The organism is Sinorhizobium sp. B11, from assembly GCA_039725955.1.
Classification (GTDB): domain Bacteria; phylum Pseudomonadota; class Alphaproteobacteria; order Rhizobiales; family Rhizobiaceae; genus Rhizobium.
In genome coordinates this window covers 1,285,822-1,302,881 of record CP091033.1, presented here as the reverse complement: position 1 = coordinate 1,302,881, position 17,060 = coordinate 1,285,822, and the positions used below count along the sequence as shown (strand labels likewise).

The following is a 17,060-nucleotide window of genomic DNA, read 5'->3' as shown; positions in this document are numbered from 1 at the left end:
CCCATCCGCGACGGGGCCATCATGGGGCGAAACTGCCCAGCGACTATCGAAGTCATGTGAGAATGCGGAGCGTTTTGCCTAATCCGCAGGCTTGAATAAAATACAGGCACTTCAACTTTGTCAAGCGCGCGTCGGGCGAAATACGAGGGGCGACACCGTAAGATCACAACTGCAGGCCGAAGGCCTGACGATGAAGCTTTTGCGCCGTGCGAGACATCAGCGGGAGTGCTTGCAAAAACATCAACTCAGACGATAGTGTCGATGACGTTTTTTATTGGGGCGGCATTGAATGAAAGCGCAAATAAAGGTCAATGCCGAAGATATCAATAGGAAGCTCAACCGGCTCGGACCGGGTGATGAGCTTTACCTGAAAAAAGGCCGTTACTCCGATCCGATAACGATAACAGGTAAACGAGGTTCCGAGGAACGTCCTATATGCATCACCGGTCCGGGAGCAACCCTGGGCTCTGATATGGACTTCGACGCCTACCAGGAAACTGCGAACAAACTGGCTGCCGCTCACCAGAAGGGCGGTTCGTTTCCCGGTATCTATTTCATGGCCGACAATGCGGCTTTGACATTGCGCGACTGCCAATGGGTTATCATCGACGAACTGGTTTTCAGGAACTGCTGGCCGACAGCAATATACCTCGACAATTGCCAGCACATTTTCATACGCCGCGTCGATTTCAGGGGAGGATGCATTGCGATCGGTGCGGCCGGCCCCTACACGCGTCACCTGCTCGTCGAAAAATGCAGCTGGGTGCAGGATACGAAAAGCCACGGCGAAGACGACGTTCTATCGATCAGGGGCAATGGTCACGTTCGTGCCGACTTGTCCCCGACGGACTGCAGGCTTTGGAGCGATATCCTCTGGAAGCAGGTGCACGGATCTGGCGACGAGGATGGTCCGGTTGATCCGAACGGCGATGCACGTGCCTATGACGGCGATTTCTTCCGCGCCTGGACCATTGCCGGATATGTCATCATCCGCGACAACGTCATCACAGACGCATTCAACGGCGTTCATTTCTTCAATCAGGCATCGGAGTCCACCAAGGAGGCCTTCGCCCGGAATATACTCATCGAAGATAACTGGTTCGTGCGGATAAAGGACAATGCCGTCGAGCCCGAGAATTTCGCATGGAACTGGACGATCCGTCGAAACCAGTTCGTCGATTGCTACATGCCGTTTTCCTTCGAAATGCAGCGCTCCGGCTATTTTTATGTCTATGGCAATCTTGGCTGGAACATTCACATTCCCGGACCCGAAGGCGACAAGCATGCCAAGGGCGTACTCTTCAAGTTTCCCGAAAAGCATATTGCGGATGGACCGCATTACGTCTTCAACAATACCTGGCTCCTTCGAGCGCCGATTGCCAAGAAGAAGAGATTTGCGAAGCTGGAGCATCGCAACAACCTCATTGGCTATGCGACTGACGCCGATAAATTCAAATGGGAGAGTTGTTCTCCATTCGGATCAGGCTGGAGCTTGGACTTCTGTCCCTTGAGCGAACAGGAAGATCTGCTCCGCTTTGAAGAGAATTGCTTTACCCGTTCCTGGAGGTCTCTTGGCATTGTCTTTGACGGCGACGTGATCTCGCACCGGGATTTTCCCGGCCGATTGCGGGAGGCGCATTATGATATCGGCGAAAATGCCAGGTATGCGGACGTTCAATTCCATAATCGGACCATTGGTCTGCCATCCGGATTGAGGATGACCAAGGCTCCGCCGGCAGTAGCTTTCCCGATCGAGTTGCCGGATAAATCGCGCCGTTTGTTTGCGCCATCCAACTATTGTGTCGGCGCCTGGCAAGAAACCGGCCGGATCGATGTCTTTGATCCGCTATTCGCACTCATATGGCCGACACCAGCCGAATACTCTGAGGAATCCCAAACCTAGGAACGCAAGAGCGAGCGGCGAAAATATCCGCTTTCGAAGCAGCGCGAAACAAGATCGACGCCGATATCGCCAGTCCGCAGCCTGCTGGTCTGATAATCAACGCGTGCCACCAAGAGCTAAGTTCACGCAGAGGCTCGACCTCTATACGAAGAGGTCGTCCTTGCTCGCCATGAAAGTCTGGCCAGCGGCAAGGGTGATGGTGAACCTGCCGTCCGCAAAACGGATGGCGGTCTGAATATCCCGTGCTGCCGAAATCGCAATCTTCACCGGCCTGCCATTCTCCCAGTCGAGGTCGAGAAGCATGCCACCCCGCACGCGCAAACCGCGCACTGAGCCGCGTGGCCAGGCTTTGGGCAAGGCCGGGAGTAGGTGAATTTCGCCGGGGCGAGACTGCACCAGCATTTCCAGGATGCCGGTGGCCCCACCGAAATTGCCGTCGATCTGGAAGGGCGGATGGGCGTCGAACAGATTGGTATAGGTCCGCTCGGGGCTGATCAGCATTTTGACCACATCGAGCGCATGATCGCCGTCACGAAGCCGTGCCCAGAGATTGATGCGCCAGCCGATGCCCCAGCCCGTCGCGTCGTCACCGCGGATTTCAAGTGAGCGGCGGGCCGCCGCGGCAAGCGCGGGCGTCCTGTCCATGTCGATCTGCCAACTCGGATAGAGGCCGTAGAGATGCGAGACATGGCGGTGATGGATCTCCGGTACCTGCATATCCCAGTCTTCAAGCCATTCCTGCAACTGACCGGCAGCACCAATCCGGTCGGGCGGTAGGCGCGGCAACACGCGGTCGATCGTGGAGACCAGTGCGTCTTCGCCGCCGATGGAGACTGCGAGCGGGCGCAGCAGATTGAGGAAATCCCGGATGATCTGGCTATCCATGGCCGGCCCGGCACATAGGGAGGCGCCACGCGGATGGACGTTCTCCGGGGAGAGCGAAGGATTGGTCACCAGATAATCGGTGCCCGGAAGAGGAACCAGCACATCGAAGATAAACTCGGCAGCGGCCTTGGCAACAGGGAAAAGCCGCCGGCGTAAGCCTTCGGCGTCATCAAGATAATCGCTGAGGTCGAGCAGTTGCGCCATAAGCCAGGCGCCACCAGTCGGCCAGAGTCCCCATTTGGCACCATCGATCGGACCGGTCGCACGCCAGAGATCGGTATTGTGGTGCATGACCCAGCCGCGGGCGCGGTAGTGCACCTCAGCCATCTCGCTGCCGGTTTCGGCAAGCTCTTCCGCCATCTCGACAAGAGGCTCGATACATTCCGGCAGATTGGCAGGCGCCGGCAGCCAGTAGTTCATCTGCAGATTGATGTTGGCAGTATATTTGCTGCCCCAGGGCGGGTCGGTCTCCTCGTTCCAGATGCCCTGCAGGTTTGCCGGCTGGGCGCCAGGGCGCGATGAGGCGATCATCAGGTAGCGGCCGAACTGCACATAAAGGGCAGCCAGTGCGGGATCATTGCCTTCGGCAAAGCCACCAATACGACGATCTGTCGGCTGAGAAGCTGCCGGTGTCGTGCCGAGATCGACAGTGAAGCTCCGAAACAGCCTTTGATGTTCGGTGATATGGTCACGGCGCATGCTCTCGATGCTACGGCGCGCGGCTTTCGAAAGGCGTTCGGCAATTATGCCATCTGCGTCGCCGGAGACGTCGTCATAACGGCGGAAACTCGTGGCTGCATCGAGCAGGATCAGCAGCTCGTCGGCGCCCTCGGCGGATAGTATGCCGCTGGAAGAGCTGACACTTCCTCCTATGTTGACCACCCTGATGCCGAAGGCGAAGCGCAGGGCGGCGGGGATGCCCCATTCCGCCTTGCCGGCGCCGGAGAAAGTGAGTTCCGGGCCGTTTTGCTCGACGAATTGTCCCCGCTGCGGACTGTCGATTGATATCCGGCATCTGATGGCTCCGGGCCGATCTGCCGAAAGGCGTACGACAAGCACACCGTCGACTGGGGAAACAAAGGCTTCGCGAAAGAAAGTAATGCCATCGGAAATGTAGGAAGTCGTGGCGATCGCCGTATCGAGATCGAGCATGCGACGATAGCTGCCGACGGTCTGCGAATGGAGGAAATCGATATGGAGATCGCCGACCGGCTGGTACGACATCTGCTTGATCGGCCGCGCCATCAGATGTTCTTCGGCCATCGCTTCCGCTTCGGCGTAGCGGCCTGCGAAGATCAGCTCCCGTACATCCTCCAGGTGGCCATAGGCATCGGCATTGACCGGCCGGTAGGGCCCGCCGGCCCAGAAGGTGGACTCGTTGATCTGCAGTCGTTCGGAAACAGCGTCGCCGAAGACCATAGCACCAAGCCGACCATTGCCGAGCGGTAGCGCATCCGTCCAGAGCCGCGCAGGGGCATTGTACCAGAGAAGGTTGTCCGTCATGATCATTCTGCCGGGATGCTGTTTGCCGGTCTGATGTCGCGGATCCGAAGGCCGTCGACGCTGAAGAGCAGCGCCTTTCTCGCGGAAAAGCCGGCGCTGACCGTCTCGCCCGGGCGCAGCGTCCTTTCCGAGCGGTCCTCGATGATGACGGATTGGCCCGAGGTGAGAGTTCCGTAGATGAAGCGGGTTCCTCCGAGGTTTTCCACGACGTCGACTGTGACATCGATCGCGCCGCCTCCTTCGTCCTGTCCGGTGAAATGTTCCGGGCGGATGCCGACCTTGACCGGCATGTCCTTGCCCGGACCGACGATGGCTGCTCTGAAAGCAGTGCCGCAATCGAGCTTGATCACCCCGTCCGCGCCGAGCGTGCCATCGAGGAAATTCATCCGCGGCGAGCCGATGAAGCCGGCGACGAAGAAATTGTCGGGATCGGCATAAAGCGTATTCGGCGTGCCTGCCTGCTCGATCTTGCCGGCGCGCATGACGACGATCTTATCGGCAAGTGTCATCGCTTCGGTCTGGTCATGCGTGACGTAGATCATCGTCGCGCCGATGCGCCGGTGCAGTTTGGCGATTTCTACGCGCATGGAGACTCGGAGCTCCGCATCGAGGTTCGACAAGGGTTCGTCGAACAGGAAGACGGCGGGGTTGCGAACGATCGCACGGCCGATCGCAACGCGCTGGCGCTGTCCGCCAGAGAGTTGAGCGGGCTTGCGTTTCAGGAGCGGCTCGATCTGCAAGGTCGAGGCGGCAGCGGCAACGCTCCGGTCGATATCGACCTTGCCCATGCCGGCCATGCGCAGCGAGAAGCCGATATTCTGCTCCACCGTCATATGCGGATAAAGCGCATAATTCTGGAAAACCATGGCGACGCCGCGTTCGATCGGATCGGCCTCGTTCATGCGCCGTCCGCCGATCGTCAGGTCGCCGGCGGTGATCTTCTCCAGGCCGGCGATCATGCGCAGAAGCGTCGACTTTCCGCAGCCGGAGGGGCCGACGAAGACCGTGAACGAACCGTCATCGACGCTCAGATTGAGCCCCTCTATCGCCTGAAAGCTGCCATAGGATTTGTCGATATCGTGCAACTCTACACTGGCCAAAGCTTCCTCCCTTTAACCGCTTGGCGGGCAGAACGCGTCAGGTGATCCGTCGCGTCGAGCCTCGCAGGATGATGTCGCATTCGAGGACGACGCTGCGCGTCACACCGCCTGACGGCTCCGTCAGGCGTTCCACGAGAATGTCCGTGATGGTTTCAGCAATGCTTGCCACCGGCTGGGCGACGGCCGTAATGCCGGCTTCGTAGAGCCGGAAGATTGCCACATCGTCGAAGCTGGCAAGCGAAACATCCTCGGGCACGTGCCGGCCGTTCTCCTTCAGCCAGCTCAGCCCTCCGACTGCCATGCCATAATTGGCGGAAAAGATCGCGGTGGGCGGATTTTCAAGCGACATCAATCGCTTGGTGGCCTCATAACCGCCGTCCATGCGCCAGTTTCCACGCGCCGCGAGGGTAGGATCGATTGTGATACCCCGGTCGCGCAACGCCTGTTCATAGCCCGCCAGCCGTTCAATACCCGAAGAATTGCGCGGATCGCCTGTCAAAATGCCGATGCGGCTATGGCCGAGATCGATGAGGTGGCTGACGATGCGATAGCTCGCCCGATGGTTCTCAACCATGACCCGGTCTGCTGCCAGCCCGCGAACGTCGTTGTTATAGAAGATGATCGGAATGTCGTGATGGATCAGGTCGTCGACACGGTCATAAACTTCCGCAGTGCCGTCCATGACCAGCGCATCGACACGCTGCGCGGCGAAGAAATCGAGTGCCTCGGCGACCACGCGCGGATCACCGCCATGGCAGTAAGTCAGCAGTGCCCGTCCGGTTGGACGAACCGAATGGGCGAGATGCTCGAGCATGCGGGAATGGAATTCGTCGAAGGTCGGCACCAGGAAGCCGATCATATGGGTGAGGTCGGTCCGGATCGAGGCGGCGGCGGCATTGCGCCGGTAGCCGAGGTCCTGGATCGCCTGCTCGATCTGTTCGCGGTTGGAGCGGCGGATCGTCTGGCCGTTGAGATAGCGGGACACGGTGCCGACTGCGACGTTTGCCACCCTGGCAACGTCGATGATCGTGGCTCCGCGCCTCTTTCCGGCTGTCTGGTCCGTCTGTTGCATTTCGAGCGGGCTCCTGCGTTCATCCATGGGAAATGACACCTGGCCAGGCGCCTTTCCGTCGTATAGCCCAGCACTCCGCCGCCCACCAGTATTGCGGGCGGCAAGAGCAAAGTCCGACGGCTCCCTTACTTCAACCTGCATTACGCGCCTTCAAAGACCACGGCGCTGTGGATGCGCAGGCGCGGAACCGTGATATTGATGGCGCCATCGTCACCCGCATTCCAGGCAAGATCCTCTCCTGTCATCGCATCGAAAACGCGCTTCGGTTTTGCCGGCAGGCGCACCGTGGCGTTGACGGGGCCGATCGCCGGAATGTCCTCGATCATTTCCATGACCCGGGTCGAACCGTCATCGCCACGTACGTCCTTGCCGCGGATCTGCGGCGGACCGTAGAGGAGATGCAGGATATGGCGGTCGTGCTCGATCTGATGCGTCAGCGTCGCCCGTCCGGACGAGGGCAGATCGGTGACCATGGCCGGATCGGGAACAAGCCGGTCGAGAAGGCCGCGAACCAGGTATTTGTAGAGCGGCTGGCCCATCGCCCGATAAAGCCGGAAGATCGGATAGGCGATGTAGGCCGCGCCCTTGTGTTCGGTCACTGCCGCGCCCAGCATATCGGCATCCGGGTCATCGGGCGCGTGCTGGTGTGAGCAGAAATGCTTGTAGGAGCGGTTGAAGTAGGACGGATAGACGCCGGCCAGCACCGTTGCGCCCACCGAACGGACGGTTTCGGCATCATCGTAGAAAACGAAGGCCGTTTCCGGCATGGAGGGATCGAGATCCTTTCCGGCTTTCACATAGCTTGGCTTGAAGGCGACAGGCGCAGGGCCTCTTTCGACACCGAAGTCGATGGCAAATTGCCCGCTTTCATCGAGACCCGAATGCCAGGAGGCGATGATCTTGCCGCCGCCGGCAAGATAGGATTTCAGCCGGGCGGCGAGCGCGGCATCGACAGGGATTTCGTCCGGCAGGATCAGCAGGCGGTACTGCTCGAAACGGCCGGACCTGTCGAGTACGTCGAAAGGCCGTTTCAGCTCCTGCAGTACCTGGGCGGCGCCGTCATCGCTTGGATGGTTGCGCGCGCCTTTGGGGTTCATATGTTCCGCCGAAAGGATCGCGATTTCGGAAATCTGCTTTGCGCCCTCCAGGAAGGGTTCGAGTTTTTCGACACGATGATAGGCCGGCGCAATCGAAGCGTAGGTATCGGGGTTGATCGCTCCGTTCGGATGAAGCTGGTCGCCGACCAGGCATTTGGAGCCAAGCGCGATCATTTGCGCACACTCATATTCCAGCGCGTCCGGGTGCTTGAAGCCGCCGAACTCTCCCCAGGATGTATGGAACTTGCCGGTATGAGCGAGGAAATCCATGCCGAGTGTGGCGGCATAACGGGCGCTCGACGGGAAATGGTCGTAGCCCCAGCCGCCGGTCGGGAGGCTTTCGAGCTCGAGATGGGAGTAAGTCGAAAAGCGCTCCGGTCCTTGCTTGTGGATGTGACCGCAATTGTAGAAGACACGCAGGCCCGGAAATTCGGCAAATAGCGCTTCACTCGTCTCGCGGCGGAACTGCTCGTTGACGGCTTCGTCGTTCTTCAGGCGGTCGGCCGGGTTTTCAGGGTCGAGACCTTCGCACAGCATGCGTTCGACGCAGGCTGGGCAGACGCAGTCCGGCGTCAGGATGATATCGAAGAAGAGGCCCTGCGTCGGATAGTTCTGCGCGACCTCGCGTGCCTGTTCGAGGATATAGTGCCTGAGGCCCGCATGATTGAGGCAGAGCGTGTGCCAGGCGGGGCTGAGCTGCTTGCCGGCGGATGGGTCGGTCGGCCGGTCGTGATGATAGCGGTTCGAGGCGCTCATCGCCCGCCATTCGGGATGTTCGCGCGCCGTCAGTTCATCCCATTGTACTGAGATATAGATCGGGCTTTCTATATCGGCTGCGGCAAGCGCCTTCACCATGTCGCCGAGAAGATCGGGGCGGGCAAGCTGCGGATGCGGCTTGCCGACCTTGGTCGGATAATAGGACCAGCCGTGATGGCACTTGGCGAAAATGGTGATGGAATCGACATGGGCTGCCTTCAGCGTCGAAACGAAGGCATCCGGATCGAAATCGGCGCCGATGCCCGGAATATGCTCCGATGTATGGAAGTCGAGATGGATCTGGCGGTAACGCAGCGGCTTGTTCGTTGTCTTGGGCATGGGTCCTATTCCTTTGCGCCGGTGCGGGTTTGCGAGCCGGCGGCGAACTGACGTTGGAAAACGAGGAAGACGAGCAGGGGGACGATGGTGGTGAGGATGGCCGCCACCGATCTCAGGTCCCAGTTGATCTCGTAGCTGCCGGAAATACGGGCAAGCAGCACGGGAAGGGGCACATCGCTGCGCAGGAAAAGCATGGGCAGCAGGAGCGCATTCCATGTCCAGAGGAACTGCAGGATGCCGACGGCAAAGATAGGCGACAGGCTGTTCGGCAGCACCACATGGCGGAAGGTCGCGAGCGGCCCGCAGCCGTCGATCTTGGCCGCCTCCACGAGCTCGCGCGGAAAATCCTCGAAGAAGTTTTTGACGAGGAAGATAGACCAGGCGAAGGACAGCCCGACATAGGGAATGAGCACAGAGAGAATGTTGTCGATCAGCCCCATGTCGCGCCAGAGCGTGAAGAGCGGAATGATGACGACTTGTTGCGGCAGCACGAATGCATTGATGATGATGATCAGCAGCACCCGGCGGAAGGGGAATGTCAGAAAGTGGAAGGCATAGGCGGCGGCCGGTGTGAGCAGCATGGTGAGTGCCGTCGCAATACCCGCCGTCTTCATCGTCACCCACATGGAGTCTGCGAGCGGGTATTTGTCCCAGACGCGGTGCCAGGCATCGAGCGTAAGATCGAAATGATCGAAGCGCCACCAGCCGAGCGATACGCCCTCCGGCGGACGCAACGAGGTGACGACGATGCCGATGATCGGGATGACCCAGATGAAGGCGACGATGCCGACGACGATGATAATCCAGCGAGGAGCTTTGCCGATCATTTCGCACCTGCCGTTCGCTGGATGATGGCGGGGATCGAGACGATCAGGACTGCAAGCAGCAGGATGACGGTAGCGGCCGCACCATAGCCCAGTTTGAACTGGGTCATGGATTCCCGATACATGAAATAGCCGACGGTTTCGGTCGAACGCACCGGCCCCCCACCGGTCAGGATATAGATGATGTCGAAGGCACGCAGAGCCGTCAGAAGGTTGATGAAGACAGCGACGCGCACGCCCGGCATCGACAGCGGCATCATGATGTGCCGCATGGTCGAGAGCGGCCTGGCACCGTCCATGTAGGCCGCTTCGAGCACAGATTTGGGGATCGCCTGGATGGCAGCGAAGATCAGCATCAGGGGCAGACCGACACCGCTCCAGGAGGCTGCAACGATCAGCGCCCAGAGGGCGGTGTTGGCGTCGCCGAGCCAGGCATGGGCAAAACCGGGAAAGCCCAGAAGCTGGATCAATGAATTGAGCAGACCGCCGGCATCCGGCCTGTAGATGCCGATCCACATATAGCCTGATACTGCTTCCGAAATGCCGAAGGCCGCAAAGATCATCACGCGGAAGGGCAGGGTTTGCTGCGGCGCGAAGGCACACAGCATCGCCAGAACCCAGCCGATCGCCACCGAGATCACGGTCGTGCCGATGGTGAAGATCAAGGTCGTCAGCAGCGTGTTGCGGAAAGCCGCGTCCGCGAAGAGCCGCGCATAATTGCCGAAGCCGATAAAGGCCGGCTTTCTGAGCCCCTGGATATCCCAGAAGCTCAGCCGGATCGTCTCGACCAGCGGATAGATCACGGCGATCGCAAACAACACGATAACCGGCGCAATCAGGATCAGTGCGGCGGGCGTGTCCCTAAGCAGACGCCGACGGCCTTTGATGCCAGCCGCCAGCGGAGAACCCTGCATCACGCCCGCCGCTTCCCGCACCGGGGAAGCGGAGGTGTCAGCCATCAGTAGGAACCTTGGGCCTTGGTTTCGATAGCAGCAAGAACCGCATCGATATTGGCGCTCGACGGATCCTGCAGGAACTTTTGCAACTGCACGCGATACTCGTCGACGAGATCGCCGGGCAGCAGGTCGCCGAGCACGAATTGCAGCTTCGAGCTTGCGACAGCCTGCGTCGCCACTTTCTGTGCTTCACCATAGAGCGAAGCATCGACATTGCTGCTTGGCGAGGCATAACCGGCCTTGGCGAGAATGTTGGCGGCCTCGGCACTCGTCCAGAAATCGAGGAAGGCATCTGCCGCCTTCGGATTAGGGCCATTCGTCGTCACCAGCAGCTCCTTGGCGTCGACGCTCGATGTATCGTCATGGCCCATGCCGAGAGACGGGAACTGGAACAGACCGTAATCCTTGCCCTCGACCAGCTTGTAGTCGTTCTTGGCGCGATTGTTCATCCACATGCCGATCAGCAGATAGTTCTTGGCATTGGCCTGGAAGACCTGGTCGGCCTCACCGTCCCAGTCGTTGGCAAGCATGGTGTTCGGCGCCCCGCAGCAACCGGACGTCAGCATCTCGGCGTATTTTGTCAGCGCGGTCTTCACAGCTGGATCGGTCCACGGGATTTCATGGGCGCCAAGCTTCGCCGCCGTCTCCACACCTGCGGTTCTGAGCAGCAGGGTTTCAAACCATTCGGCATGCGCCCAGTATTTCCCGGGGATCGCGATCGGGGCCGCATAGCCCGCCTTTGTAAGCTTCGCGAAGGAGGCGACAAATTCGTCCCAGGTCTTCGGCGGTTCGGCAATACCGGCCTTGGCGAGATGCTCCTTCTTGTACCAGATGCCGGAGCGGTCACCGAAGGTGTAAGTCAGGCCGTAGGTCTTGTCGCCGATGGATCCGAGATCCTTCCACGACTGGCTGACGAGCTTGTCCCAACCGAAGGATTTCCACTGATCGTCGATCGGCCGGAGCATGCCGGCATCGGCAAGTTCCTTGCGAAAGGCCGGCCACGTGTTGAAGAGCACATCGACGACCTCGCCGCCCATCAGCGCGGTGCGGATGCCGCCGCGCATGTCACCCTGGCCAGTGATGGCGACTTCGCGGATCGTGACATTGGGATATTTCGCCAGAAAGGCCTTCTCGATCGAATGCATCATGTCGAGTTCTGAGCCGCCGAGCCAGTTCAGAACGACGAGTTCGCCGCTAACTGCATCCTGAGCTCTCGTTGCGCCTGCCATGGCCAGCAGGGCGGTGCTGCCCGCTCCTGCGAGCAACGTGCGGCGACGGATTTCGGGCATAAATCTATTGCTGTTGGTCATGTCACGTCCTCCCAAACGTTGACTGCTGCCATCCGGCATTCAATTTAGTTGAAACGTTATCATCTATTTTGCATCCAACAAGTGTTTTTATCGATAAACAAACGACAATTTACTTAAGTCGTTGCCGAAAAAACGATAAAATTGACCTTGTATGATGATTTAGAGCCGGGTTTCCCAGGCTGCGCGAGCGCAAAAGGGACATGGCAATGGAAGCCGCCTTTGTAACTCGCGATGGCGTTGGTCGAACTGGCGTCAGCATGGCGCACGATCTCGTGAACAACCATGTTCGCGGTCGGTACATTCCGCTTTCCGTCGTTGACGCTGGCAGATGGTAGCGTTACCATCTGAATAAACAGCGCCAAGAAAAGCTTTATTGCAATGGAGGAGACCTATGGGAGAGCAGGTGGAGGAGAAAAATCTTCACGGGCGCGTGCAATCGATCGACCGTGCCATGATGCTGCTCGAAGCGATGGGTATGGACGAGCATGGCAACCGTCTGGTCGATCTCGCCAGCCGCACGGGTTTGGCCCCGTCTACGGTTCATCGCATTCTGACAACACTGGAGCAGTGGCAATTCATCCAGTACAATCCCAACGATCGCATGTGGCATATTGGCCGGCAGGCCTTTGCCATCGGTTCCGTGTTCACCCGTCAGAGCAATCTTGTTGCGACCGCGCTCCCCTATCTCAGGCGCTTGCGCGATCAGACGCGCGAAACCAGCAATCTCGGCTTCGTTCAGGACGGTGAGATGGTTTGCGTCGATCGGGTTGAGAGCCGCGATATCACCCGCAGCGTCAGCCGGGTCGGCAGCAGGGTGCCGATGACGGCCTCAGCCATGGGCAAGGCGATCCTGGCGACATATTCGCAGGAGGATCTGGAGGCGATCCTGTCACGCGAGGGAAGCCGACGCTTCACGGCCAATACGCTCACGCGACAATCGGCTCTTTGCGCCGATCTCGAAAGAATCCGGGCGGACGGTTATGCTGTCGATGACGAGGAGCTGGTTTCCGGCCTGCGCTGTGTGGCAGCTGCCGTCTACGACCATCGCGGCGAGGCGATCTGCGCCATATCGCTGTCGAGCCTCGCGTCGCGGATAACGCCGCAGCGGATTCCAGTGCTCGGGCGCCTGCTCGCTGAGACTTCGGCGCAGTTGACGGCGGCTCTCAGCGGGGAGATGCCGCCTGTCAACGCCATTGCGAGCTGACGCGAAACACTCTGCTCGAAATGAAACCGCCGGCTGTTTCGAGCCGGCGGCTCTCTTTGTCGGTCAGGACCAGTCGACGACGATCACCTCGTGGTCGAGGATCGTGCCGACATCGATGGCGATTTCGCTGCCCTCGTCGGTGACCTTCACAGTCTTTCCCGCAACCCTGAGATTTGCGTCGGAGGCTGTCTTGCCGCGCGGTTTGCGCAGACGCAGGGTCACCGGACCAATCGGTACGAGCTCGTTCTGGCGACCCGGCACGCGGGAGACCAGAACGCGGTTGTTGAGGTGAACGATCTGCCGTCTATCCTGCTGATAGAGCACGGCCGTAACAAGATCATGCGTGCCTTCCAGCCTCAGGAGCGATCGGTCGGCTAGCATCCAGCGCGCGGCATTGGTAATCAGCCGCGCGTGCTCGAACTGGTCGTCACGTGCATAACAACGGTCGAGATCGGCAACGAACCAGACGAATTTTCCGTTGCCGTGTTCGCGGACGGTGATGGCAGGCACATCCGAATAAGGCTGCCGCATCCAGGAGGTTTCCGGCGGATAGATCGGAAAGTCCGGGATGAAAGTTGCCAGCACCTTGACGTCATCATCGACACTGGCGATGGGCAGGTAGCCGCCGAAGGGAAGGGTGTCGGTTTCGTCAAGACCAGCAAGCACCGGATGCCGGCTTCCGTCAGCTTTCGGCGCGGTCTTGTCCGATGGTCCGTGGACACCGGCGCGCTGTTCAGGCAAGAGGCGCAGATAAGTGTGACGCGCGCTGGTCTCGATGTCGGGATTGGCGGCCTCGAAGTCACCATGCGCGCCATTCTTGCGATGGACGCCGAAAAGCTTTGCAAGGGCAAAGTCCTTTCGGCGGTCGCCATGCTCGCTGTAGAGGCTCGCTTCTGACGAGGCGATCACAGAACCGCCTTGGGCGGCGAAAGCTTCAACGGCAGCAACCTGCTTGTCCGTCATGGCGGCGAGGTTCGGAAGGACAAGTACGCCGAAGCGCCCCGCAGCCTTGCCTATATCGTCGGCATTGACGGGCAGATAGGTAATCCCAGCCCGATCGAGCGCCCTTGTCGTGCCCCGATAGGGGTTCATGGTGCGGTCGTTTGCCTTGTCGCGGCCGTGATAGTCGTGGTTGTGCTGCGACCAGACGACGCCGACATCGGCCTGTGGCTGGCGATTGATCAGAATATCCTGGTTCGCCTCATGCCATTTGAATATCGGCTCTGCCGTCCTGTATTGGCGGCGATCTTCATGAGACGAGCCGATATGATGCCACCAGGGCTGGATGCCGCCGGCAAAGCCGGAGGAGGACCACAGACGCACTTCGGCGGGCGGCATGCTGGCGAGGCGGAAAGCCGGCGAACCGAGCTGGTATTGCGGCGTACTCTCGGGGATGAGCTTGTCCCAACCACCAACTTCATGCAACCGTTTGCCAGTTTCGGTATTGTCCTCGAAACCGTCGACGAGGTTTCTGCGCTGATGGTCGAGCATGACGATCGGGCTGCGGGCAAGGATTTCCTTGAGATCGATGAAGCGATTGCCGTTGTTGAGGATATCGCCGCTGATCATGCCCATCCAGCAGCAGTCCTTGCCGCCGACTGCGGTGGTGACCTTGTTGTTGAATTCCCAGAGGTCGGTGCGTCGCTTGTAGTTCCACTGGATCCAGCGGCGATAGTTTTCGTCAGCCCAGTCATGGCGGCCGGGCAGGTCCACGGCCGACCATGCGAAGAACTGCTCGGTGCAATGCCGGCAATAGCAGATGTTCTTGCGCGGTATGCCGGCCCAGCTGTTGTCGGCGAAACCGTCTGGCATGGTGCGTTCGATGATCTCGCGCATGATGTCAGGCAGATATTCGCTGTAGTAGGGCGAGTTGATGCAGGTGACGTATTTGTCAGCCTGACGGTAGGGCTTGCCGTCGATATCGAGGCAGATCCAGTCCGGATGGGCACGATAGAAGTCTTCCGCGACGCGGTTTGAATCCATGCGCGCGATCACCTTCAGACCCTCCTCGCGTGCGGCCTTGACGATCTCGCCGTAGAGGTCGCGCTCTCCGAGCGTTACCGCCTTGTGATGCAGGGGAAATTTCGTCGGGTAATAGCTGACAATGCCGCCGGCATTGATGATAACGCCTTGAACGCGCGTCTTGCGCCAGTGCTCCCGCCACCAGGTGTCGTCGTAGCGCTCGGGGTCGATTTCAACCAGATTGGTCTGTCCCCATCGCAGCGCCGTGCGGTACCAAGGTTCCGATCCCATGACTATTTCCACCCTTGTTTCAGTTGTTTGCCCCGCAAAACTAACTGAAAGCATTGTTTAGTCGCCGACTATTCCCGGAAATTCCACGATGTGGAAAATCCCGGCAAAGCGCTCGATGGTCATCCGGAATGTTGGCGCTTTATCCTAATAGCGGAAGTACGATCTACCGTGTCGGCAAAGGCTAGAGCGGTAATGCCAAGGGTAGGGACGGGCCGTGCCCTATGCGTCCTTGCTAGATTCCGTCGAGCGTGAGCGATCAGGCTTTCGTTTGCCACCAGACGAGTGCAAACGATGCAGAGGCAAAGGTGGCTGCGAGAAGGGTCTGATGGTCCATGACACTGTCCTTGTTGAAGCCGCACCATAATGCGGAGGCGGCGAAGAGGTTCCGCATGATCCGCGCGCCGCGACCACGCAGTAGGCACCGACATCTCTTGCGAAATTCGTGTGACGGCAGCGATGCCGGAGCTGATTGAAGACAATGGATCCGCTCAAGCTATGGCGATCTGAACTTCGCTGACGACCGGCTGGCGCCCAAAAGCTTGCGTTAAATTCAAGGCAGATGCCGATCATCGCGATTTCGTGATCGCGGCCCAGGCAATAAGAGCATGCGTCGCCGTTGTCGACGCGCGTTGGCGCACCATCTGGCTCATCCGGATAGCATCAACACCGGAGGGACGACGATGACAGACAGGGAAGACCGTATCAGGCAGCGCGCCTATGAAATCTGGGAACAGGAAGGCCGTCCGCAGGGCGAGGATATGAGACACTGGCTTCAGGCGTTTCAGGAGATCAGCGCGAGCGTAGACGCAGACAGCCAGCCGGCCAGGAAGCCACGCGCGAAGAAGGCCACGGCCACCGACAAGACGGCAAAGCCAAAGGTCGCAAGCAAATCCAAAGGCGGCGCCCAGAGCGTTCCGACGACAACACCGCCGCCGAAAGCTGCCAAGCCCGCCGGTGGTGTCACCAAACACTGACGGGGTTTTGGGTCGCGTTGGCATGGAGCCGATAGACATAAGCTTCTAAACGAAAAGGGCGCCTTGATCGGCGCCCTGCAATCGTCTGTCGCTTTTTCATGGCCACCGTACCCCTCGGAGCGGCCCGACGTTTCGGAACACGCCCCGCCCACCTGATACGCCGGTCAGCCGCGCTGCTGGACGTGCAGCATTCGCTCGCGCGTTGCGAACCATTCCTCGGCGTAATCGTCGTTCCTGTACTCGTCGAAATAGGGGCCGCCATCTGTGAAATGCACGATCTTTGCGTCATCGCGCTTGTCATATTCGTTGACGAGATAGTTCCAGGTGACGGGCAGCTCGCCGATCAGATCGTCGCCGTCGAGCCACTTGAACTGGTGCAACTGCAGACCGGTTGCGGTGTTGACATAATCAGGTGTCAGCGCCTTGCATTTTGCGTTGTTGAAGAGGATGAGGCTCGACCAGTTCTTCTTTTCGTACTTCGTCTGCACCTGGCCGAGAAACTTCGTTTCGACCTTCGGCTGGTAATCGTGCTTCACGCACATGACGGAATAGCGCTCATCGCGCAGCGCCCAGAGCTCGGCAATATCCGTGCGCGCAAGCATGTCGCAATCCATGAACAGGCTCCATCCCTCATACTGGCTGAGATAGGGCGTCAGGAAGCGCGAGAAGGAGAACTCGGTCGACTGCAGTGCGTTTCGCTCACGCGTGAATATGTTTGCGACATTGTGCAGGTAGATCGGCGTGATCCTCACGGGTACGCTCGATTTTTCCAGAATGCTTTGCGACAGCACGTGATGGGCAACGACTTCCTTTGAATCGAAACCAACATAGATGTTGACGATATCGGTCATATCAATTTCTCCTTGGCACAAATCAGTGATTGC

Annotated in this window: 12 protein-coding genes; 3 read left to right on the top strand and 9 right to left on the bottom strand. The window is 59.2% G+C overall.

From position 1 onward, the window contains the following. Positions 1–289 precede the first annotated feature (289 nt). Positions 290–1,903 carry a right-handed parallel beta-helix repeat-containing protein gene (locus tag LVY75_05805; GenBank protein XAZ19670.1) on the top strand — a complete coding sequence of 538 codons (1,614 nt, stop codon included), beginning with the start codon at positions 290–292 and terminating at the stop codon, positions 1,901–1,903. 141 nt (positions 1,904–2,044) lie between these two features. On the opposite strand, the gene LVY75_05800 is transcribed toward LVY75_05805, so the two are convergent. From LVY75_05800 to LVY75_05770, 7 genes are all read right to left on the bottom strand, one after another. Further along, on the bottom strand, positions 2,045–4,291 hold the full coding sequence (locus tag LVY75_05800; protein ID XAZ19669.1) for a glycoside hydrolase family 95 protein: 2,247 nt from the start codon (positions 4,289–4,291) through the stop codon (positions 2,045–2,047). A gap of 2 nt (positions 4,292–4,293) precedes the next feature. After that, positions 4,294–5,391 (bottom strand): sn-glycerol-3-phosphate ABC transporter ATP-binding protein UgpC, encoded by a 1,098-nt coding sequence (gene ugpC, locus LVY75_05795; protein XAZ19668.1) that lies wholly within the window; start codon positions 5,389–5,391, stop codon positions 4,294–4,296. Between the two features lie 37 nt (positions 5,392–5,428). Next, a complete protein-coding gene (locus LVY75_05790) occupies positions 5,429–6,463 on the bottom strand; it encodes a LacI family transcriptional regulator (GenBank protein ID XAZ19667.1) in 1,035 nt (344 codons plus the stop codon). Positions 6,464–6,603: 140 nt separating this feature from the next. Next, the gene (locus tag LVY75_05785; protein XAZ19666.1) at positions 6,604–8,655 is read right to left on the bottom strand and encodes an alpha-L-fucosidase; all 2,052 of its coding nucleotides are present in this window, start codon (positions 8,653–8,655) and stop codon (positions 6,604–6,606) included. Positions 8,656–8,660: 5 nt separating this feature from the next. Continuing rightward, positions 8,661–9,482 (bottom strand): carbohydrate ABC transporter permease, encoded by an 822-nt coding sequence (locus LVY75_05780; protein XAZ19665.1) that lies wholly within the window; start codon positions 9,480–9,482, stop codon positions 8,661–8,663. Further along, on the bottom strand, positions 9,479–10,438 hold the full coding sequence (locus LVY75_05775; GenBank protein XAZ19664.1) for a sugar ABC transporter permease: 960 nt from the start codon (positions 10,436–10,438) through the stop codon (positions 9,479–9,481). Before LVY75_05775 ends, LVY75_05780 begins: the two co-directional genes overlap by 4 nt. Then, a complete protein-coding gene (locus tag LVY75_05770) occupies positions 10,438–11,745 on the bottom strand; it encodes an extracellular solute-binding protein (protein ID XAZ19663.1) in 1,308 nt (435 codons plus the stop codon). The genes LVY75_05775 and LVY75_05770 overlap by 1 nt, the downstream gene beginning before the upstream one ends. A 391-nt stretch (positions 11,746–12,136) precedes the next feature. Here LVY75_05770 and LVY75_05765 point away from each other — a divergent pair, with 391 nt between their 5' ends. Further along, positions 12,137–12,949: an IclR family transcriptional regulator gene (locus LVY75_05765; GenBank protein XAZ19662.1), complete on the top strand. Its 813-nt coding sequence runs from the start codon at positions 12,137–12,139 to the stop codon at positions 12,947–12,949. Positions 12,950–13,012: 63 nt separating this feature from the next. Here LVY75_05765 and LVY75_05760 read toward each other — a convergent pair whose 3' ends face one another. Beyond that, positions 13,013–15,202, bottom strand: a complete 2,190-nt coding sequence (locus LVY75_05760) for a beta-galactosidase (GenBank protein ID XAZ19661.1) — start codon at positions 15,200–15,202, stop codon at positions 13,013–13,015. 680 nt (positions 15,203–15,882) lie between these two features. On the opposite strand from LVY75_05760, the gene LVY75_05755 reads away from it, so the two are divergent. Continuing rightward, positions 15,883–16,176, top strand: a complete 294-nt coding sequence (locus tag LVY75_05755; GenBank protein ID XAZ19660.1) for a DUF2934 domain-containing protein — start codon at positions 15,883–15,885, stop codon at positions 16,174–16,176. 164 nt (positions 16,177–16,340) lie between these two features. Here LVY75_05755 and LVY75_05750 read toward each other — a convergent pair whose 3' ends face one another. Then, complete coding sequence (locus LVY75_05750) at positions 16,341–17,027, bottom strand: glycosyltransferase (protein ID XAZ19659.1); 687 nt, start codon at positions 17,025–17,027, stop codon at positions 16,341–16,343. Between the last annotated feature and the right edge of the window lie 33 nt (positions 17,028–17,060).

Excerpts from the sequence above, each read along its gene's own strand:
- LVY75_05805 (XAZ19670.1), top strand. The coding sequence starts at position 290 with ATGAAAGCGCAAATAAAGGTCAATGCCGAAGATATCAATAGGAAGCTC.
- LVY75_05800 (XAZ19669.1), bottom strand. The coding sequence starts at position 4,291 with ATGACGGACAACCTTCTCTGGTACAATGCCCCTGCGCGGCTCTGGACG.
- LVY75_05790 (XAZ19667.1), bottom strand. The coding sequence starts at position 6,463 with ATGCAACAGACGGACCAGACAGCCGGAAAGAGGCGCGGAGCCACGATC.
- LVY75_05785 (XAZ19666.1), bottom strand. The coding sequence starts at position 8,655 with ATGCCCAAGACAACGAACAAGCCGCTGCGTTACCGCCAGATCCATCTC.
- LVY75_05780 (XAZ19665.1), bottom strand. The coding sequence starts at position 9,482 with ATGATCGGCAAAGCTCCTCGCTGGATTATCATCGTCGTCGGCATCGTC.
- LVY75_05775 (XAZ19664.1), bottom strand. The coding sequence starts at position 10,438 with ATGGCTGACACCTCCGCTTCCCCGGTGCGGGAAGCGGCGGGCGTGATG.
- LVY75_05770 (XAZ19663.1), bottom strand. The coding sequence starts at position 11,745 with ATGACCAACAGCAATAGATTTATGCCCGAAATCCGTCGCCGCACGTTG.
- LVY75_05765 (XAZ19662.1), top strand. The coding sequence starts at position 12,137 with ATGGGAGAGCAGGTGGAGGAGAAAAATCTTCACGGGCGCGTGCAATCG.
- LVY75_05760 (XAZ19661.1), bottom strand. The coding sequence starts at position 15,202 with ATGGGATCGGAACCTTGGTACCGCACGGCGCTGCGATGGGGACAGACC.
- LVY75_05755 (XAZ19660.1), top strand. The coding sequence starts at position 15,883 with ATGACAGACAGGGAAGACCGTATCAGGCAGCGCGCCTATGAAATCTGG.
- LVY75_05750 (XAZ19659.1), bottom strand. The coding sequence starts at position 17,027 with ATGACCGATATCGTCAACATCTATGTTGGTTTCGATTCAAAGGAAGTC.